Annotated in this window: 16 protein-coding genes and 1 pseudogene; 12 read left to right on the plus strand and 5 right to left on the minus strand. The window is 69.9% G+C overall.

Annotated elements, in window-relative coordinates; all coding sequences use genetic code 11:
- Positions 1–7 precede the first annotated feature (7 nt).
- Entirely contained in the window at positions 8–784 is a 777-nt protein-coding gene (locus ACFWX1_RS31685) for an SDR family NAD(P)-dependent oxidoreductase (RefSeq protein WP_378393425.1), read from the plus strand.
- 205 nt (positions 785–989) lie between these two features.
- A pseudogene (gene ftsW, locus ACFWX1_RS31690) lies at positions 990–2502 on the plus strand (putative lipid II flippase FtsW).
- Here the strand turns inward: ftsW and ACFWX1_RS31695 are convergent.
- The 3 genes from ACFWX1_RS31695 to ACFWX1_RS31705 form a co-directional block, all read right to left on the minus strand.
- Positions 2451–3251 (minus strand): TIGR03084 family metal-binding protein, encoded by an 801-nt coding sequence (locus tag ACFWX1_RS31695; RefSeq protein ID WP_378393426.1) that lies wholly within the window; start codon positions 3249–3251, stop codon positions 2451–2453. The pseudogene ftsW and the gene ACFWX1_RS31695 sit on opposite strands and share 52 nt — an antisense overlap.
- 96 nt (positions 3252–3347) lie before the next feature.
- Complete coding sequence (locus ACFWX1_RS31700; RefSeq protein ID WP_378393427.1) at positions 3348–4874, minus strand: glycerol-3-phosphate dehydrogenase/oxidase; 1527 nt, start codon at positions 4872–4874, stop codon at positions 3348–3350.
- Complete coding sequence (locus tag ACFWX1_RS31705) at positions 4871–5461, minus strand: TetR/AcrR family transcriptional regulator (protein ID WP_378393428.1); 591 nt, start codon at positions 5459–5461, stop codon at positions 4871–4873. The genes ACFWX1_RS31700 and ACFWX1_RS31705 overlap by 4 nt, the downstream gene beginning before the upstream one ends.
- Positions 5462–5526: 65 nt before the next feature.
- Here ACFWX1_RS31705 and ACFWX1_RS31710 point away from each other — a divergent pair, with 65 nt between their 5' ends.
- Positions 5527–7107, plus strand: coding sequence for an FAD-binding oxidoreductase (locus ACFWX1_RS31710; protein ID WP_378393429.1), 1581 nt, complete (start codon positions 5527–5529; stop codon positions 7105–7107).
- Positions 7104–8015 carry a diacylglycerol kinase gene (locus ACFWX1_RS31715; protein ID WP_378393430.1) on the plus strand — a complete coding sequence of 304 codons (912 nt, stop codon included), beginning with the start codon at positions 7104–7106 and terminating at the stop codon, positions 8013–8015. Before ACFWX1_RS31710 ends, ACFWX1_RS31715 begins: the two co-directional genes overlap by 4 nt.
- An 83-nt stretch (positions 8016–8098) precedes the next feature.
- Here the strand turns inward: ACFWX1_RS31715 and ACFWX1_RS31720 are convergent, their stop codons facing one another.
- Positions 8099–8479 carry a hypothetical protein gene (locus ACFWX1_RS31720; protein WP_378393431.1) on the minus strand — a complete coding sequence of 127 codons (381 nt, stop codon included), beginning with the start codon at positions 8477–8479 and terminating at the stop codon, positions 8099–8101.
- Between the two features lie 911 nt (positions 8480–9390).
- Between ACFWX1_RS31720 and ACFWX1_RS31725 the strand changes: the two genes are divergently transcribed.
- The 8 genes from ACFWX1_RS31725 to ACFWX1_RS31760 all read left to right on the plus strand — a co-directional run bounded on the left by ACFWX1_RS31725 (position 9391) and on the right by ACFWX1_RS31760 (position 18251).
- Positions 9391–10185 carry an MlaE family ABC transporter permease gene (locus ACFWX1_RS31725; RefSeq protein WP_378393432.1) on the plus strand — a complete coding sequence of 265 codons (795 nt, stop codon included), beginning with the start codon at positions 9391–9393 and terminating at the stop codon, positions 10183–10185.
- Positions 10186–10195: 10 nt separating this feature from the next.
- The gene (locus tag ACFWX1_RS31730) at positions 10196–11065 is read left to right on the plus strand and encodes an MlaE family ABC transporter permease (protein WP_378393433.1); all 870 of its coding nucleotides are present in this window, start codon (positions 10196–10198) and stop codon (positions 11063–11065) included.
- On the plus strand, positions 11062–12357 hold the full coding sequence (locus ACFWX1_RS31735) for an MCE family protein (protein WP_378393434.1): 1296 nt from the start codon (positions 11062–11064) through the stop codon (positions 12355–12357). The genes ACFWX1_RS31730 and ACFWX1_RS31735 overlap by 4 nt, the downstream gene beginning before the upstream one ends.
- A complete protein-coding gene (locus ACFWX1_RS31740) occupies positions 12354–13388 on the plus strand; it encodes an MCE family protein (protein WP_378393435.1) in 1035 nt (344 codons plus the stop codon). The genes ACFWX1_RS31735 and ACFWX1_RS31740 overlap by 4 nt, the downstream gene beginning before the upstream one ends.
- Complete coding sequence (locus ACFWX1_RS31745) at positions 13385–14407, plus strand: MCE family protein (protein ID WP_378393436.1); 1023 nt, start codon at positions 13385–13387, stop codon at positions 14405–14407. The genes ACFWX1_RS31740 and ACFWX1_RS31745 overlap by 4 nt, the downstream gene beginning before the upstream one ends.
- Positions 14404–15588, plus strand: coding sequence for an MCE family protein (locus ACFWX1_RS31750; RefSeq protein WP_378393437.1), 1185 nt, complete (start codon positions 14404–14406; stop codon positions 15586–15588). The genes ACFWX1_RS31745 and ACFWX1_RS31750 overlap by 4 nt, the downstream gene beginning before the upstream one ends.
- A gap of 293 nt (positions 15589–15881) precedes the next feature.
- On the plus strand, positions 15882–17012 hold the full coding sequence (locus ACFWX1_RS31755; RefSeq protein ID WP_378393438.1) for an MCE family protein: 1131 nt from the start codon (positions 15882–15884) through the stop codon (positions 17010–17012).
- Entirely contained in the window at positions 17013–18251 is a 1239-nt protein-coding gene (locus ACFWX1_RS31760) for an MCE family protein (protein WP_378393439.1), read from the plus strand.
- Here the strand turns inward: ACFWX1_RS31760 and ACFWX1_RS31765 are convergent.
- Positions 18180–19268, minus strand: coding sequence for an AraC family transcriptional regulator (locus ACFWX1_RS31765; protein WP_378393440.1), 1089 nt, complete (start codon positions 19266–19268; stop codon positions 18180–18182). The genes ACFWX1_RS31760 and ACFWX1_RS31765 overlap by 72 nt on opposite strands.
- Positions 19269–19337: the final 69 nt, after the last annotated feature.

Here is a 19337-nt window from a genome sequence, read left to right on the forward strand (position 1 = left end):
AGGTCCGATGGGATTCGACGGCAAGGTCGCGCTGGTCTCCGGCGGTGGCAGCGGGATCGGCGCGGCGACCGCGCGCCTGCTGGCCGAGCGGGGTACCGCGGTAGGGGTCGCGGACATCGATGCCGTCGCCGCGAGTGCGGTGGCCGCCGAGATCACCGCCGCGGGCGGAAAGGCGGTCTCGACGTCGTGTGACATTCGCGACGGGGCCTCGGTCGCGACAGCCGTCGAGTCCATTTCGGACGTTCTGGGTGGTATCGACGTGCTGGCCCAATGTGCCGGAATCGTCAAGTACGGCACGGTCGTCGACACGCCGGAGGCCGACTGGGACGCGGTGCTCGAGACCAATGTGAAAGGCCTTTACCTGCTGGCGAAACACTGCGTGCCGGTGCTGCGGGAGCGCGGCGGCGGGGCCATCGTTTCGGTGTCCTCGGCGCAGGCCTTCGCGAGCCAGCCGCTGGTCGCGAGCTACACCGCGAGCAAGGCGGCGCTGGTCGCACTGACCAAAACCCTCGCGATCGACCACGGTCCGGACCACATCCGGGTCAACTGCGTCGCCCCCGGTTCGGTCCGGACGGCGATGCTGGAGGACAGCGCACGCCAGTTCGCGGGCGGGGACACCGAGAAGGCGTTCGCGGAATGGGGAAAACAGCACGTCATCGGGCGGGTGATCGAACCCCGCGAGGTCGCCGCCGCGATCGCGTTCCTCGCCTCCGCCGACGCGAGCGCGATCACCGGGACGACCCTGCTCGTCGACGGCGGCCTCACCGCCCGCCTCGCCGTCTGATCACGCGAGATCTCCGTCTGATCACGCGTGATCTGCGTCTGGTCACGCGTGTCCTCCGGACGGGCACGGGTCCGGCATGTTCCCCTGGCAGGAGGGCGAAGCGTGTCCCGGCCACATGGTCAAATAGTTGTGCAAGTATTGAAGCAATGAGCCGAGGAGGACCCATGCCCACCGCCGACCCGCACCGCCGCCGGGGCGCCAGAGCATGACGACCGGCCAGGCGGGCGCACGGAAACGCGGCAAAACGGGCGTGATCGCGGTACGCGACGCCCTGACCGGCTGGTTGTCGCGCCCGCTCGCGTCGTTCCACCTGGTGCTCGCGCTGTGCGGGATTCTCGCGGTGATCGGCGTGGTGATGGTGCTCAGCGCGTCCTCGGTGTCGTCGTACGACCCGGCGACCGGCACCGGCCAGTACGCGCAGTTCCAGAAACACCTGGTCTACCTCGGCATCGGCAGCCTCGTGTTCTGGCTCGGGCTGCGCACACCGCTGGCGAAGATCCGGAAGCTCGCACCCGCGTCGATGATCGTCTCGATCGGGGCGCTGTTGCTGGTGCTGACGCCGCTCGGGTCCAGCGGCGGCGGGGCGCAGCGGTGGTTCGTCATCGCCGGCCAGTCGTTCCAGCCGGTGGAGGTGGCGAAGCTCGCGCTGGCGCTGTGGGGCGCCCACGTCCTCGTCGCGAAGTACAACCTGCTGCACCAGTGGCGGCACCTCATGGTCCCGGTCGTCCCGGCGGCGCTGCTGATGTTCGCGCTCGTGATGGCGCAACCGAACCTGAGCGGCACGATCACGCTCGGTGTCGTCCTGCTCGGGCTGCTGTGGTTCGCCGGGATGCCCAAGCGGCTGTTCGCGATGCTGCTGCTCGGCGCGGCCGCCGGGGCGGGCATCCTCGCCGTCGTCGCGAAGTACCGCCTGGCGCGGGTGCTGTCCTTCCTCTCCTCCAGCCCCGACACGAGCGACGAGGGCTACCAGGCGCAGCAGGCGTTGTACGCGCTGGCCGACGGCGGTTTCTTCGGCAAGGGCCTCGGCCAGGGCATGTCCAACTGGGGATACCTGCCGGGCGTGCAGAACGACTTCATCTTCGCGCTCGTCGGCGAGGAACTCGGCTTCCTCGGCTGCGCGGTCGTGATCAGCCTGTACGTCGGCATCACGATCGTCGGGATCCGGATCGCGACCCGCAACATCGACCCGTGGATCCGCATCGTCGCCGGCACGCTCACGCTGTTCGTCGTGTCGCAGGCCGCGATCAACATCGGCTACGTCGTCAACCTGCTGCCCGTCACCGGCGTCACGCTCCCGCTGGTGTCCTACGGCGGATCGTCGCTGCTGGTCACGATGCTCGTCTTCGGCATCCTCGCCAACTGCGCGCGCAACGAACCGCAGGCCGTCGCGGCCCTGCGCAACCACGGGCCGGGCAAGTTCGGCACCCTGCTGCGGCTGCCCGCGCCCCAGCCGTACGTGCCGCAGGCCCGCGCCCGCCCGCGGACACGCCCGCCCGCACGACGCCGCGCCCCACGCTGACACTGCCCCGAGTCCCACGTCCAGGACCCCGAGTCCCACGTTCAGGAGCCTGAGTTCCACATTCGCCCCGTGCACTGGGAACCACGGATGCGGAACTCACCCACGCGAATGTGGGACTCGCGGGCGTGAGTGTGGGACTCGCCGAGGTCAGCGGCGGAACTGGCCGGGGCGGCGGCCCGGACCGGCCGGGCCGCGGTAGGCCTGCGCGATGTCGAGCCACTGCTCGGCGACGTCACCGGTCGCGGTGAGCGCGAGGTCGTCCCGGTGACGACGGCGCGTGGCGAGCAGGCAGAGGTCGAGCACCGGGCCGGTGATCCGCTGCGTGGCGTCTTCGGGCCCGGTGGCCCACGGCTGGCCCGACGGCGTGGTCAGCTCGAACCGGAACTCGACGTCCGGGGTCGGCAGGTTCCGCGCCTGGTAGCCGAAGTTCCAGGTCCGCGCGATGAACCCGGCGAGGAAGACGATCCGGTCGGTGCGCACCGGCTGGAGGTCGAGCGCGTCCGCGATGTCCTGGCCGTGCGCGAACAGCTCCATCATCCCGGCGCAGGCCAGCACGAACGGCGGCAGCGGATTGACCAGCCACGGCACGAGCGCGTCGGCCGGGACCGCGGCGAGCGCCTTGATGCCGGCGTCCCGTTCCGCGCGCCAGCGGGAAAGCAGCGCCTCCGGCGGGTCGTTGACGAACTCGGCGAGCGCGCCGTTGACCGCGGCGTCGAAGGCCTTGCCGTCCTTCACGCCCGAGGTCAGCTCGCCGAAGCCGGCCGGATCCGCGGCCGCCATCCCGGCGATGCGGAAGATGAACGCGAGGTGGCCGATCTGGTGGGTGATCTTCCAGCCGGGCGCGGGCGTGTCGAGCCGCCACTGCTCCGTGCTGAGATCCGCGACGATGCTGTCGACCTCGGCGGCCTCGGCCGTCAGAGCCGCGATCACGGTACGCAGGTCGGTCACGACAGTCCTCCTTGGCGGCAACGGGCCCTTCCCTGAGTCCCGAGTGTCCCGCGGCAGACGGGTCGTGGTCTTCTCCTCAACGTGCTCAGTTGTGGCTCAGAGATGATGCGCGGCAACGATTTCGGTCACGGCGGCCGCAGCACGCTCGGCGTCGGCGGGCACGAGCCCGAGCCGGGTACGCCGCTCGAGGATGTCGACGGTGTCGAGCGCGCCCTCGTGGGACACGGCGAACTCGACCTCGGCACGCGTGACGTCGATCCCGTCGGCGACCGGGTCCAGCGGACGCGGCACCGTCGCGGTGTCGACGACGGCACGGGCGGCACCGCCGTACCGCGCGACCAGCGACGCCGGGAGTCCTCCCGGCGGCAGGCTGTCCGCATGCCCCGGCGCGCCGACCAGCGGCAACGTCGTGGTGCGGCACGGCAGCGCACTCAGCCCGCGCAGCCGGACGGCGGTGTCGACGGCGTCCTGCGCCATCCTGCGATAGGTGGTCAGCTTCCCGCCGACGACCGTGACGACCCCGGACGGCGACTCGCGGACGGCGTGCCGGCGCGACAGATCGGCGGTGCTGCCACCGCCGGAGTCGATGAGCGGCCGCAAGCCCGAGTAGCTCCCGCGCACGTCGTCGCGGGTCACCGGCGTCCGCAGGTAGGCGTTGACCGTGTCGAGCAGGAAGGTAACCTCGTCCTCGTCCGCCACCGGCACGTCGGGGATCGGGCCGGGCGCGTCGACGTCGGTGAGGCCGACCACGACCCGGCCGAGCTGCTGCGGCAGCGCGAACACGAACCTGCTGGCCGAGCCGGGAATGGGCACGGTCAGCGCGGCACGCGGGTGCCCGAACGCGGCGGCGTCGAAGACCAGGTGCGTGCCCCGGCTGGGCCGCAGCCGGATCGACGCGTCCACCTCGCCCGACCAGACCCCGGCCGCGTTGATCACGGCATTGGCGCGCAGCGTCAGGGTTTCCCCGGTGAGCGTGTCGGTCAGCCGCGCGGACGTCCCGGTGACATCGTCGGCGCGTACCCGGGTGAGCACCTTCGCGCCGTGCTCGGCGGCCGTCCGCGCGATCGTCACGACGAGCCGCGCGTCGTCGATGAGCTGGCCGTCGTGGGCGACGAACGCTCCGTCGAGCCCGTCCGGGCGGACGTGCGGGGTGAGCGCGAGAGCCTCGGCCGGGCCGATGCGCCGCGCCGGCGGCAGCCGCGAGGCCGAGGTCCGGGCACCGACGCGCAAGGCGTCCCCGGCCAGGAAGCCCGTGCGGATGATCAGCCGTTGCGCGCGGCGAATCGAGGGCACCAGCGGGACGAGCTGGGGCAGCGGGCGGATCAGGTGCGGGGCGGTGCGGGTCATCAGGATCCCGCGCTCGACGGCGCTTTCGTGGGCGACGCCGACCTGACCGCTCGCCAGGTAACGCAGGCCACCGTGCACCAGCTTCGAGCTCCAGCGGCTGGTGCCGAACGCGAGATCGTGTGCCTCGACGAGCACCGTCCGCAGTCCTCGTGAAGCTGCGTCCAGCGCGGCGCCCGTGCCGGTGACGCCACCGCCGATGACCAGTACGTCGACGTCGGCGCCCTCGCCGAGTTCTTCGAGCGCGCGAGCACGTGTCTGTCTATTGAGGACTGTCATGGGGCGAGGTATCCGTTCAGTGCCTTGGCGAGTTCGCGCCGCCACGCCTCGTCGGGGAGCAGGTCCGCGACCATGCGGTGCGATTGGACGGTCGACTGGGCGATGAGCAGCACCATCGCGGCCATCTCCGCCGGGTTCCCGGCGCGGATCGAGCCGTCCTTCTGGCCCCGTTCGATCCCGTCGGCCAGTGCCGCGAGCAGACCACGCTGACTGGTGCCGAGCCGCTCGACGACGTATTCGGTGAGCAGCTGTGGTTCCGAGACGAGCAACGCGCCGAGCAGCGGGTGATCCCGGATCCGGATGGCGATCTCGACCGACCGCTCCACCAGCGAGGCACGGTCATCTCCGGTGTCCGGAACGGCCTCCCGCGTCCGCAGGACCTCACGGGTCAGCAGCGCGCCGATGACCGCGCGGACGTCGGGCCAGCGCCGGTACACCGTGGGCCTGCTGACGCCTGCCCGGCGCGCGATCTCGGCCAGCTGGGTGCGCTGCACTCCGAAATGGACGATCAGCTCGGCCGCGGCGTCGAGGATGACGTCGTCGGTGCTGCGGGAATCACCCCGTCGAGGATCGTTACGGCTTGACATTATGTGTAACACTGTAGCTCATGGCCGCCGGAACGCAAGCACCTCGTTCACTGCCCCGCCCACCCATGCGATGGGACGCCTGGGGCGATCCCGCCCTGGCGAAACCGTTGTCGGACACCATCAAACAGCTGCTCCAGCAGGTGCTGGGCACCTCGGCCGACGACGTCGCCGAGCGGTCCGCCGACGACGTCCGCTTGCTCCCCTCGGCCCTGCCGGAAGAGGATCGCGCCGCGCTGGCCGCCATCGTCGGACCCGAGTACGTCGGCGTCGCCGACGCCGATCGCCTCCCCCGCGCGGGCGGGAAGTCCACTGTGGATCTTTATCGCCGCCGGAGCAGCGAGCCGCAGGACGCGCCGGACGCCGTCGTGCTGCCCGGTTCGGAGGAAGACGTCTCCGCCGTCCTCGCCCACTGCGTGCGGCGCCGGATCGCGGTGGTGCCGTTCGGCGGCGGGACGAGCGTGGTCGGTGGCGTGGACCCGATCCGCGGCGATTTCACCGCGGTGCTCACACTGGACCTGCGCCGCTTCGACCGGCTCGAAACGCTCGACCCGGTGTCCGGCGAGGCGACGCTCGGCGCGGGGCTCCCCGGCCCGCAGGCCGAAGAACTGCTTGCCGCGCAAGGATTCGAGCTCGGGCACTACCCGCAGAGCTTCCGGTTCGCGACGATCGGCGGGTTCGCCGCGACCCGCTCGTCCGGCCAGGATTCCGCGGGCTACGGCCGATTCGACGAGATGGTCCGCGGCCTGCGGGTCGTCACCCCGTCCGGCGTTCTCGACCTCGGCCGCGCGCCCGCCTCGGCTGCCGGGCCGGACCTGCGTGAAGTGTTCCTCGGCTCCGAGGGCGTGTTCGGCGTGATCACCGCGGTCCGGCTGCGTGTGCACCCGCTGCCCGCCGCGAAAATCCACGAGGCGTGGAACTTCCCGGACTTCGCCACCGGCGCGGCCGCGCTGCGCGCCGTCGAGCAGCAAGAGACCGGGCCCACCGTGCTCCGCCTGTCCGACGAGGCCGAGACCGGGATCAACCTCGCGATGACCGACCGGATCGGCGGTGCCCAGGTCGCCGGCGGCTGCCTGGCGGTGACGGTGTTCGAGGGGACCGCCGAGCAGGTGGCGGCACGGCACGAGCGCACCCGCGCCGTCCTGCTCGCCGCGGGTGGTACGTCGCTGGGCGAAGAGCCCGCGGTGGCTTGGGAACACGGCCGGTTCGGCGCCCCCTATCTCCGCGATTCCCTTTTGGACGCCGGCGCGTTGTGCGAGACACTGGAAACCGCGACCCAGTGGTCCAATGTGGACAATCTCAAGGCCGCGGTCACCACCGCGCTCCAGGAATCCCTGCGGGAAACCGGCACGGAGTCGCTGGTGATGTGCCACATTTCGCACGTGTACCCGACCGGCGCGTCGCTGTACTTCACCGTCGTCGCCGCGCAGAAGGGCGACCCGATCGCCCAGTGGTCGCACGCGAAACGCGCGGCGGGGGACGCGATCATGGCCGCGGGCGGGACGATCACCCATCACCACGCCGTGGGCGCGGATCACCGGCCGTGGATGACCGCCGAGGTCGGCGAACTCGGGGTCCGGATCCTGCGGGCGGTCAAGGACGCGGTCGACCCGGCCGGGATTCTCAACCCTGGCAAACTGATCCCGTGAAGGACATCCGCTCGGTGGTGGTGCTGACCAATCCGGCCGCCGGTGCCGGGCACGCCGACCGGGCGGCCCGGCAGGCGACCCGACGCCTGCGTGACCGCGGCGTCGACGTTCTCGACGTCGCGGGCGGGGACGCGGAGGACGCCTTCCGGCTCGCGGCCGAAGCGGTCCGGCAGCGGGTCGACGCGCTGGTGGTGGTCGGCGGGGACGGCATGATCTGCCTGGCGTTGCAGGCATTGACCGGCAGCGACGTCCCGCTCGGCATCGTCCCCGCCGGGACGGGGAACGACCACGCCAGGGCGTACGGCCTGCCGACCGGCGATCCCGAAGCCGCCGCCGACGTGATCGCCGACGGCCACGTCGAGACGGTGGACGTCGGCCGGATCGAGGCGGACGACGGCACCCGCCGCTACTTCGGTTCCGTGCTGGCGGCGGGGTTCGACTCGCTGGTCAACGACCGCGCCAACCGGCTCCGGTGGCCGCGCGGGCGGGCGCGGTACAACCTGGCGATTCTCGCGGAGTTCGCGAATCTGCGGCCGTTGCCGTTCCGGCTGACCCTGGACAACGGGCTCGTGCTGGAGCAGGACGTCCTGCTCGCGGCTGTCGGCAACACCGCGAGCTACGGCGGTGGAATGCGGATCTGCCCCGGCGCCGACCACACCGACGGCCTGCTCGACGTGACGGTGGTGCGCGCCATGCCCCGCCGGACGGCGCTGCGGTTCCTGCCCACCGTGTTCGCCGGAACGCATGTGCGGCACGCCGGGGTCGACACCTACCGGACCGCGTCGGTACGGCTGGAATCGCCGGGGATCACGACCTACGCCGACGGCGAACCGGTCGCCCCGCTGCCGGTGGAAGTCAGTGTCCTGCCGGGAGCACTGACCGTTCTCGTGCCCCGCAAGGAAACCTGACCGTCCACACAAGACAACGGCGCGGCGCGGTCGGCAGGCTGGAGTTGCCGACAGCGCCACGCCGTCATGTCATCGGGCCGGGATCAGGACTTGTTGCCGTTGCAGGCCTTGTAGTTGGAGGGGCTCGCCGGGTTGAGCCAGTTGAGCGGGCCGTTCCACAGCCACGGAGCGACACAGAGGTTGTTCCCGACCTCGATGCCGTGGTGCCCTCCGGACACGTTGCCGTTGCAGGCACTGTAGTCGTTGCCGCTGCCGATGTTGCCCACGTTGCCGGGGCCGTTCCAGAGCCACGGAAGCGCGCACGCGTTGTTCAGCACGCTGATGCCGCCGTGGTTGCGGTGGTCACCCCTGCCGTGGTCCGTCGTCGTCGCCGGCGAGGCCGACGCCGTGCCTGCCGCGACCACCATCGCACCACCCACGAGCACGCCGGCGATCATGGTCCTCTTCAGCGAAACCATACTCACGAGAACGCTTCCTCTCCACGCAACTTCAGGGATAGCCGATGGCGGCCAAGGACTTCCGCCCTCGTGGTCACCTGCGACTACCGAGCAGTCTCCGCGCAGAACCGGGTCACGAAAAGGAAACACGGGCTTGATCACTCGAAGGTGTCGCGCGTGGACCTCCTTCGACGGACTCTTGGTGCAGACAAACACTTTCGAGGTACAACGCCGGGGTGCGAAGCCCCCGAATCCGGACTATGTTGGCTCACCCGATCCGGGCGCCGTCCGGTTCGGCGGCACCTTTCCGGATTGGTGGTACACGCTGTCCGCCGCGAGTCCACAAGGGACGAACGAGCACGATGACCGACGTCCTGCCACGCGTCGTTCGGGACGTGGCTCCGGCGGCCGGGGCAGCCCGCCGCCGCACCGAGGGACGCCTTCGGTGCACTCAACGCACCAAGGGCGTCCCTCGGTGCCTCCCGCGCGCAACGTGAACGTGAGGGTCGAGACCATGCGCGGCGGTGGCCGGTCATGTCCTGAACGACGCGTTCAGGACGCTCAACGTCCCCAACGCGTCGTACGGGACAAGCCTGACGCGAGAGCGGAGCGACGGAGGATGTCCCGAAAGCGTCGTTGGGGACGTTCAACGTCCGTTACGCGTCGTTCGGGACGTGGCTCCGACGCCGGGGCACCCCGCCGCCGCACCAAGGGACGCCTTCGGTGCGCTCAACGCACCGAGGGACGCCCTTGTCGCACCCAGCGCACCAAGGGCGTCCCTCGGCACAGCGCGCGACAACCCAGCCCCGTGATCGGGCAAGGCACTGACCTGCGCCGATGAGCGATCCGGTCACGGACCGTGCGCGATCGGGTCATCCAAGGCAAGCTTGTCGCGGCCTATCGTCGATCGGTACCTCAACGAGAGAGGTCGTCGCCATATGAGCACGAGATCGTCTGGCGCCACCTTCCCCGGCGCGGCGGTGTTCGGCCAGATCGGCCGCATCACCGCGCTGTTTCTCGCGGTCGCGCGCGGTGTCTTCCGCAGACCCTTCCAGCTCCGCGAGTTCCTCTACCAGTCGTGGTTCTTCGCGAGCGTCACGATCCTGCCGACGGCGCTCGTCTCGATCCCGTTCGGCGCGGTCGTGGCGCTGCAGCTCGGGTCGCTGACGCAGCAGATCGGCGCGCAGTCGTTCACCGGCGCGGCGAGCGGGCTCGCGATCGTGCAGCAGGCGAGTCCGCTGGTCACGGCATTACTCGTGGCGGGAGCGGGCGGCAGCGCGGTGTGCGCGGACATCGGAGCCCGCACCATCCGCGAAGAGATCGACGCCATGGAGGTCCTCGGCGTCGATCCGATCGCGCGGCTCATCGTGCCGAGGGTGCTGGCCGCGATTCTCGTGTCGGTGCTGCTGAACGGCCTGGTCAGCGTGGTCGGCATGGTCGGCGGGTACGCCTTCAACGTCCTCGTGCAGGGCGGGACGCCGGGTGCCTACCTCGCCAGCTTCAGCGCGCTCGCGCAGCTGCCCGACCTGGCCATCTCGTCGCTCAAAGCCGTGCTGTACGGGCTGGTCGCCGGTGTCATCGCCGCCGATCGCGGGCTGCACCCCAAGGGTGGCCCGAAGGGCGTCGGCGACGCGGTCAACCAGTCCGTCGTCATCACCTTCCTGGTGCTGTTCCTGATCAACGTCGTGCTGACCGGGATCTACCTGCAGGTGGTCCCGCCGAAGCTGAGCTGAGGGGCCGCCGATGACCACCACCTCCCCGGAACCCCCCGTCGTCGCCCGCGCGAAGCGGGCCGCCGCCAGGACGCTGGGCAGGCCCTCGGACGGCCTGGCCGATATGGGCCGCCAGTTCGCCTTCTACGGCAAGGCGATCGCCTGGATCCCCCGCACGCTGCGCCGCTACCTGCGGGAAACGCTGCGGCTGCTGGCCGAGGTGTCGTTCGGCAGCGGCGCGCTCGCGGTCATCGGCGGCACTCTCGGCGTGATGATCGGCATGACGATGTTCACCGGGACCATCGTCGGCCTCCAGGGCTATTCGGCGCTGAACCAGCTCGGCACCAGCGCGCTGACCGGATTCTTCACCGCCTACTTCAACACCCGCGAGGTCGCGCCGCTCTCCGCGGGCCTCGCGCTTTCGGCCACGGTCGGCTGCGGCTTCACCGCCCAGCTCGGCGCGATGCGGATCTCCGAGGAAATCGACGCGCTGGAGGTCATGGCGATCCCGAGCCTGCCCTACCTCGTCACCACCCGCGTGCTCGCCGGGCTGGCCGCGGTGATCCCGCTCTACGTCGTCGGGTTGTTCACCTCCTACATCGCGTCGCGGCAGATCACGGTGTGGATCTACGGCCAGTCCGCCGGCACCTACGACCACTACTTCACGCTTTTCCTTCCGCCACAGGATGTGCTGTGGTCGTTCGGGAAGGTGATCGTCTTCAGCCTCGTGGTGATCCTCAGCCATTGTTACTACGGCTACAAGGCGTCCGGCGGCCCGGCGGGCGTCGGGGTCGCGGTCGGGCGGGCCGTGCGGACGTCGATCGTCTCGCTGACCATCCTCGACTTCTTCCTCAGTCTGGCGATCTGGGGCGCCGACACGACGGTGAGGATCGCCGGATGAGGGCGCTCGGGAAGCTTCGCTATCACTTGCTCGGGGTGGCGTTCCTGCTGACGCTCGCCTGCTTCGTCACGCTCACGATCGCCTTCTACCGCAAGGCTTTCACCACTACCGTGCCGGTGACCGTGCAGACCGACCACATCGGCAACCAGATGCGTGTGGGCGCGGACGTCAAACTGCGCGACGTCGTCGTCGGCACCGTTTCCGAGGTCCGGTCCAACGGCCGGTACGCCGAGATCTCCCTTGCGCTGCAACCGGATCAGCTCGGGCGCATTCCGGCGAACGTGGTGGTCCGGCTGCTGCCGAAGAGCCTGTTCGGCGAGCGGTACGTCTCGCTGGAGGTCCCCGGCCGGGCCGCGGCCGAACCGCTCGCGCGGGGCGCGGTGATCGGCCAGGACCGCAGCCAGGACGCCATCGAAACCGAGAAGGTGCTCGACGATCTGCTGCCCGTCCTCCAGGCCGTGCAGCCGGAAAAACTGTCGTCGACGCTGCACGCGGTGTCGGCGGCGCTGGACGGGCGGGGCAAGAGCATCGGCGAGACCATCGGGATGCTCGACAGCTACCTGCGCCGGATCCTGCCGAGCATCCCGGACCTGACCTCGATCATCGCCGACACCCCGGCCGTCACCGATACCTACAACCGCGCCGGGCCGAAACTGCTCGACGCGCTGACCGATCTCACCACCACCAGCCGGACGCTGGTGCAGGAGCGTGCCAAGCTCCAGAACCTGTTCTCGGTGGCCACGACGGCGACGATGGACGTCGACCAGTTCCTGGCCGCCAACAAGGACAATCTCATCCATCTCGTCGCGTCGAGCCGTCCCGCCGCCGAGGTGCTGGCCAAGTACGCGCCGGAGTACCCGTGCCTGTTCGGCCAGCTGGCCGACATCGTGCCGAAGGCCGACGCGTTCTACGGCAAGGGAACCGACCATCCGGGCGTCGCGAAGTTCACCATGGAGATCACCGCGAGCCGAGGCCAGTACCTGCCCGGTGTCGACACCCCGCGCTACGACGACAAACGCGGACCGCGCTGCTACGACCTGTCGAAGACCGGGAAGTTCCCGCCGCAGTACCCGGCGGATGGTCCGTTCGCCGACGGCTCCTCGAAACCTCCGGGATTGAAACCCGGTGGGGGGAGCGCTCCCGCCGGCGAGGTCGCGAACTCCGCCGCGGAGAAGGAGTTGCTCGGCAGCCTGCTCGCGCCACGGCTCGCGGTCGCGCCTGGTGCAGTGCCGGGCTGGGCGGGCCTGCTGGTCGGGCCGCTCTACCGTGGGGCGGAGGTGACCGTTTCATGAGGGGCCTGGCGGGACCGGTCATCAAGCTGGGAATCTTCGTCGCGGTCACCGCGCTGTGCACCGGTGTCCTCGCGGTCACGCTGGCCAACACCAGCTTCTCGCCGGAGAACAGCTATGTCGCGCAGTTCAGCGACGTACTGGGGCTCAACCCCGGCGACGACGTGCGCATGTCCGGGGTCAAGGTCGGCTCGGTGACCTCGGTCGAGCCGAAGGACCCGAAGTACGCCGAGGTGCGGTTCAAGGTCGACCAGAGCAGGCCGCTGTCGGCGGAGACGCGAGCCGCGCTGCGGTATCGCAATCTCATCGGCCAGCGCTATATCGCGCTCGACTCCGACGTCCCCGGCCCCGGCGCGGAACTGCGGCCCGGCGGGACGATCCCGGTCGCGCACACCACGCCCGCGCTCGACATGACCGCGTTGTTCAACGGGTTCCGGCCGCTGTTCCGCGCCTTGAAACCCGAGGACGTCAACCAGCTCTCCGGCGAGATCATCCAGGTGCTGCAAGGGGAAGGCGGCACGATCGAAAACCTGCTCTCGCACACCGCGTCGCTTTCGTCCACACTGGCCGACCGTGACAAGGTGATCGGCTCGGTGATCGACAACCTCAACGCCGTGCTGTCCACAGTGAACGCCCACAGTGGACAGTTGACGTCGCTGGTCGACCAGACTCAGCAGCTGGTCTCCGGGCTGGCCGCGCAGCGCAAGCCGATCGGCGACGCCATCACCGGGATGGGCGACCTCGCCGACAGCACCGCCGGGCTGCTCGACAAGGCGAGGGCGCCGCTGAAGGACAGCATCGCCGGGCTCCAGTCGCTCGGCAAGAGTCTCGACGACTCGCAGCCCATCGTCGAGAAGTTCCTCCAGACCCTGCCGGGGAAGCTGGAGAAGATGACCGGCCTCGTCGACTACGGCAGCTGGCTGAACTTCTACCTGTGCAACCTCGAAGGCACCGTCGGGCTCGGCTCGCTCAACGTGACCGTCCCGATCCTCCCCCTGCCCGCCACCAGCACATCGCCGAGGTGCAAACCGTGAAGCCGATCAGGGAACGGAATCTCCCGGTGCTCGGCGTCGTGTCGACCGCCGCGATGGCGCTGGCCGTGGTCGTCGCGATGAACGCCGACAAGGTGCCCTTCCTCGGCGGCGGAGGCGTCACCTACGCCGCCGACTTCGCCGAAGCCGCCGGGATCACTGACTCCGCGGAAGTCAGGGTTACCGGGGTGAAGGTGGGCGAGGTCCGCGACGTCACGCTCGACGGCGACCACATCCGCGTCGAGTTCACCGTGCGGAACGTGCCGGTCGGCGACCGGAGCACCGCGTCGATCGAGATCAAGACGTTGCTGGGCCAGAAGTATCTCGCGCTCAGCCCGGCCGGGAACAGCCCGCAGAACCCGCACCAGGCGATTCCCCGTGAGCGGACTCGCGTGCCGTACGACCTCAGCCCGGTGCTCAACGACCTGACCACGACGGTCCAACAGGTCGACACGGCCCAGCTGGCGAAGAGTTTCCAGACCATTTCGGACACCTTCGCGAACACCGGCCCCGGCATCAAATCCACTTTGGACGGAGTAACCCGGCTCTCGGCGGCCATCTCCGCGCGCGACGAGCAGCTCGGGACGTTGCTGCGCAACGCCAGTCAGCTGTCCGGAACGCTGGCGGGACGCGACGACCAGGTCCGGACGTTGATCAACGACGGACAGGCGTTGCTGACCGAGATCCAGCAGCGCAAGGGCGCGCTCGATCACCTGCTCTCCGCGACGACGTCGCTGGCGAACCAGCTGCACGGCGTCGTCGGGGACAACGCGGCCCAGCTCGGGCCCGCGCTCGACGAACTGAGCAAGGTCACCGATCTGCTGAAACGCAATCAGGCCAATCTGGCCAACGGCCTGCACAATCTGGCGCCGTTCGCGCGGCTCGGTACCAACGCGCTCGGCAACGGCCGCTGGTTCGAGGTCTACATGTGCGGCCTGCTGCCCCCGGTCGTGAACGCCGGTCCGCTGTCGATCAATCCGCAGGGCTGCCTGCCTCCTTCAGCGAAGGGAGACGGGAAGTGAAGACCCGGAAATCAGTGCTCGCCTATCGGATCAGTGCTCTCGTCTGTGTCGCGGTGCTGGTGCTGGCCGGGGCGCTGTGGTGGTTCGGCAGGATCGGCGGCGGTACGAAAGTGACCGCGTACTTCGGCAACGCCGTCGGCGTCTACGCCGGTTCCGACGTCCGGGTGCTCGGGCTGAAGGTCGGCGGCATCGACGCCGTGGTGCCGGACGGGCCGGGCGTCCGGATCGAGATGTCCGTGCGCAACGGCGTGAAGATCCCGGCCGGGGCGAGTGCGGTGATCGTCGCGCCCACGCTGGTTTCGGATCGCTACGTCCAGTTCACCCCGGTCTACACCGGTGGCGCCGTACTGGCTCCCGGCACGGTCATCCCCCGGGAACGCACTGCCGCGCCGATCGAGGTCGACGACATGGCGCGCAGCCTCAACCAGCTCGTCAGCGCGTTGGGCCCGAACGGGGCGAACGCGAACGGTGCCGTGTCGGACGCGCTCAAGGCCGGGGCGAACAACCTCGCGGGAAACGGCGAGAACATCGGCGCGACGCTCAAGCAGCTCGGCGATGCCGCGTCCACACTGGACAAATCGAAGGGCGACCTTTTCTCCACAGTGGACAATCTGGCGAAGTTCACGAAGACGCTGGCGGATTCCGACAATCAGCTGCGCGGGCTCTCCGGACAGCTCGCCGATGTCACTTCTTTCCTCGCTTCCGAGCGGCAGGACATGGGTACCGCGCTGGGCTCGATCGCCGGCGCGCTGGGCGAGGTGCACGATTTCATCGCGAACAACCGCGGCCGCGTCCAGTCCAATGTGTCCTCGCTGACCGGGATCACCCAGGCGCTGGTCGACCAGCGCGGCGCGCTCGCCGAGGTCATGGACGTGGTGCCGCTGCTGGCGAGCAACGCGCTCAACACCTATGACCCGGCATCGGGAACGTTGCAGGCACGGGCGAACCTCAACGAGCTGACCAGCCCGCCGATCCTGATGGTGTGCCGCCTGATGAAACAGGGCGCTCCCCCGCAGATCCCGAAGGTCCTGCTGGACGCCTGCGAGAAGCTCGCCCCGGTACTGGACGGCACGCTCGGGCTGCCCTCGGTCGCCCAGGTGCTTTCCTCGGTGCAGCAAGGAAAACTGCCGCCGCTGCCGTTGCCGGTGATCGACGCGATGTCCCCGGGAGGCAAGCCATGACACGCGAAGGGTCGCACGGCCGCGACCGTGCCCCGAACGACGCGTTCGGGACATTGAACGTCCCCAACGGAGCGTTCGCGACAGGTGCCCCAGGGAGCCAGGGACTCCCGGGCCGCACCGAGGGACGCCCTTGGTGCGCTGGCCGCACCGAGGGGAGCCCGTGTCGCATTCAACGCACCGAAGGCGTCCTTCGGCACCCTTCCCAGCTACCCTCGCTGCGAACGCTGCGACCCCAACGCGCCCTTCGGGGCGTCGGGGTCCCTCGGCTCCGGACGGGTCTGGCGCTGGCCGGGGTGTCGGTGCTGCTGGTCGCGACCGGCTGCAGCGGCGGCGTGTACGACATGTCCCTGCCCGGCGGCGCGGATCTCGGCGACCGGCCGTACTCGGTCCAGGTGCAGTTCGCCGACGTCGCCGATCTCGTGCCGCAGGCCGCGGTCAAGGTGAACGACGTGCCCGTCGGCAAGGTCACCGCGATCGAGCTGGGCAAGGACAACCACACGGTCACGGTGAGCGTGACGGTCAACCGCTCGGCCGTGCTGCCCGGTAACGCGACCGCGCGGCTGCGGCAGTCGAGCCTGCTCGGCGAGAAGTACGTCGACCTGTCCCCGCCCGCGGGTCAGGCGGCACAGGGACAGCTGGCCGACGGCGCGACGATCCCGGTGAGCCGCACGACCAAGACCGCCGAAGTCGAGCAGGTGCTCGGCGCGGTTTCGCTGCTGCTCAACGGCGGCGGGCTCGAACAGGCGCAGACGATCACCAGGGAACTGAACCAGGCGATGTCCGGCAACGAGACCCGGATCCGCTCGCTACTGTCGAACGTGACCACACTGGCGTCTACTTTGGACAAACAACGCGAGTCGATCACCAAGGCCATCGACGGCGTCGCCCAGCTGTCCGCCACGATCGCGAAACAACGCGGAGACGTGGCGAACGCGCTGGAGAAGCTGACGCCGGGCGTGCAGGTGCTCAACCAGCAGCGGGAGCAGTTCGTCGGCCTGCTGCGGGCGGTCGACAAGCTTTCCGGCGTCGCGGTGGACACGGTGAACCGGAGCAAGGACGACATGGTCGCCGACCTGCGGGCGCTCGCGCCGACCCTGCGTCAGCTGGCCGCGGCGGGCGACTCGCTGCCGAAGTCGCTGGAACTGCTGCTCACGTTCCCGTTCTCCGACGCCGGTCTCGGCGTCATCAAGGGCGACTACGCGAACGCCGAGATCGTCGCCGACTTCAAGCTCGACTCGCTGCTGAACAACTTCGGCCGTTCGGCACAGCCGATCATTCCCTTACCTGGCAACACCGCCGGGCCCGATCTCCCCGGGCACACCGCGCCACCGGCGCTGCCACTGCCCGGCGACGTCGCGCCCGTCGCGCCACCTGTCCAAAAAGGACTCGGTGGGCTGCTCGGCGCGATTCTGGGAGGTGGCTAGATGCTGCTGCGCCGGGTCAGGATCCAGATCCTCGCGTTCGCGCTGATCGCCGTCGTCGGCATCGGCTACGCGGGCTGGCGGTTCGCCGGGCTGGACCGGTTGTTCGGGCACCGCGGCTACCTGGTCACCGTGCAGCTCGAACGCGGCGGTGGCCTGTTCCCCGGCGCCGACGTCACGTATCGGGGCGTGGGCGTCGGCCGGGTCACCGGGCTGGAACTGACCGCGACGGGCGTCGACGCGAAGCTCGACATCAGTCCCGACGCGCCGCGGATCCCGGCGTCGGCGAAGGCCGTGGTGAGCAACCGGTCCGCGATCGGCGAGCAGTACCTCGACCTCCGGCCGGACACCGGCGGCGAGCCGTTCCTCGCCGACGGCGCCCGCATCCGGCAACAGGACACGACGCTGCCGCCGCGCGCGGAGAAGCTCCTCGCCGACTCCGACGCGCTGCTCACCAGCATCCCGACCGACGCGCTGCGCACCGTGGTCGACGAGCTGGACAAGGCGTTCGCCGGGAACGGGCCGGCCATCCAGCAGCTCGTCGACACGACGAACTCCTTCCTGCCGACCGCGACCGAACATCTGCCGCAAACGACGTCACTGCTCGCGGACGGCAAGACCGTCACGCACACCCAGCGCGACCTCGCCGAGCCGATCACTTCGTTCAGCACCGATGTGCAAACGCTTGCGCGGCAGCTGAAGACGTCGGATCCGGACATCCGCAAGCTGATCAACGTCGCGCCGCCGCTCGCGCAGCAGGCGGTCGACATCCTGCGCGAGTCCGGCTCCGACCTGTCCGTGGTGATGGCGAACCTGCTCACCACCGCGGACGTCGTCAAGACCCGGGTCGACGGGCTGGAGCAGGCGCTGGTGCTCTACCCGTACGTGCCGGTGGTCGGCAAGGCGCTGTTCCCCGGCGACGGCACCGCGCATCTCGGCCTGGTGATCAACTTCTTCAACCCGATGGCCTGCACGAAGGGCTACGAAGCGACTAAGGCGCGTCCGGGCTCGGACGTCCAGCCCGCGCCACCCAACCAGCAGGCGTACTGCGCGGAACCGCCGGGCAGCCCGACCGGTGTCCGCGGTGCGCAGAACGCGCCGTACGGCGGGAAACCCCGAGAGGTCGCCGCCCCCGCGCCGACCGCGGCCCGGCCGGGGACCCCGGCCCCGCTACCCGGCCTGCTCGACGCCGTCGGTGTCGACCTCACCGGACTCGGTGCGCTGCTGGGCCTTCCTGGCTAGGGCGCTTTCGGTGCCGCCCGGCCGGTACGAGCCGGGCGGGCTGCCGGTCCAGCGGCGGAACGCGCGGCGGAAGGCGCTCGGCTCGGAAAATCCCAGCCGCTCGGACAACGCGGCGATCGACTCCTCACCACGGACGAGGCTCGCGATCGCAGCGTCACGGAGGACGTCCTCCCTGAGCTGGCTGATCGACGTGCCCTCTTCGCGCAGCAATCGGCGTACGTGCTGAAGGCTCAGGGAAAGGCGTGCCGCGACCTCCCGCGAAGACACCGCGGACGGCGAGTGGCCGCGCAGGCCGAAGGACAGGATGCGGCGCACCTGGTCGACGATGCTGCTGTCGTACTCGCGGCGGGCCAGCAGATCCGCCGGCGCGTCGCCGAGGAACCGCAGCAGATCGTCCTCGTCCCGCACGATCGGCGCGGGCAGGACGTCCCGGTCGATCGTGATCGCCGCGCAGCCCGCCCCGAACCGCACCGGGGCGTCGTAGACGAGGTCGTAGTCCTGCACGTACGGCGGCTCGGGCTGCGGCAGCTCGACCAGCCGCAACCGCACGCGACTGTTGGCCAGCCAGCCCGCGAACCGGTGCAGCACGAACAAAACCGTGTCGGTGATGATCGTTTCGCAGCACCCGAACTTCTCGACGTCGGCCTCGATACGGCAAGTGCCGGGGCCCAGCCGCGTCCGCAGATCCGGCATGCCCGGCACGACCTGGGAGAACTCGCAGCACCGGTCGAGCACCGCGGCGAGGTCCGGCTGGTGGATCATGCCGAGCGCCATCATCCGGAACGTGCCCAGCGGCAGTGGCCGCGGGCTGATGCCGAACATCTCGTCGCCGGTGAGCCGCCACAGATCGCGGATCATGGTGCTGGCCTGCTCGACGGTGATCCGCGCGCGGTCGTAGTCGATCAGCGAACGCGCGATCCCGGCCTTCGCCAGCGCCGGCCGGACGTCGATTCCCCGTCGCTCCACGGCACGGACCGCCGAACGCACGAAATGGATCGCCACCGTGTGACCGGCCATGTGTGCTCCCCGTCGGCGTCGCTGCCTCGCGCGGAAACTACCAGCTTCCAGGACGGTCGGGTTAACGAC

The sequence above is a fragment of the Amycolatopsis sp. NPDC059021 genome (assembly GCF_042739895.1).
GTDB lineage: Bacteria > Actinomycetota > Actinomycetes > Mycobacteriales > Pseudonocardiaceae > Amycolatopsis.

Bases quoted from the DNA above. Each gene is read 5' to 3' on its own strand.
- ACFWX1_RS31705 (WP_378393428.1), bottom strand. From the start codon at position 5,461: ATGTCAAGCCGTAACGATCCTCGACGGGGTGATTCCCGCAGCACCGAC.
- ACFWX1_RS31735 (WP_378393434.1), top strand. From the start codon at position 11,062: ATGAGGGCGCTCGGGAAGCTTCGCTATCACTTGCTCGGGGTGGCGTTC.
- ACFWX1_RS31710 (WP_378393429.1), top strand. From the start codon at position 5,527: ATGCGATGGGACGCCTGGGGCGATCCCGCCCTGGCGAAACCGTTGTCG.
- ACFWX1_RS31725 (WP_378393432.1), top strand. From the start codon at position 9,391: ATGAGCACGAGATCGTCTGGCGCCACCTTCCCCGGCGCGGCGGTGTTC.
- ACFWX1_RS31730 (WP_378393433.1), top strand. From the start codon at position 10,196: ATGACCACCACCTCCCCGGAACCCCCCGTCGTCGCCCGCGCGAAGCGG.
- ACFWX1_RS31765 (WP_378393440.1), bottom strand. From the start codon at position 19,268: ATGGCCGGTCACACGGTGGCGATCCATTTCGTGCGTTCGGCGGTCCGT.
- ACFWX1_RS31760 (WP_378393439.1), top strand. From the start codon at position 17,013: ATGCTGCTGCGCCGGGTCAGGATCCAGATCCTCGCGTTCGCGCTGATC.
- ACFWX1_RS31685 (WP_378393425.1), top strand. From the start codon at position 8: ATGGGATTCGACGGCAAGGTCGCGCTGGTCTCCGGCGGTGGCAGCGGG.
- ACFWX1_RS31700 (WP_378393427.1), bottom strand. From the start codon at position 4,874: ATGACAGTCCTCAATAGACAGACACGTGCTCGCGCGCTCGAAGAACTC.
- ACFWX1_RS31740 (WP_378393435.1), top strand. From the start codon at position 12,354: ATGAGGGGCCTGGCGGGACCGGTCATCAAGCTGGGAATCTTCGTCGCG.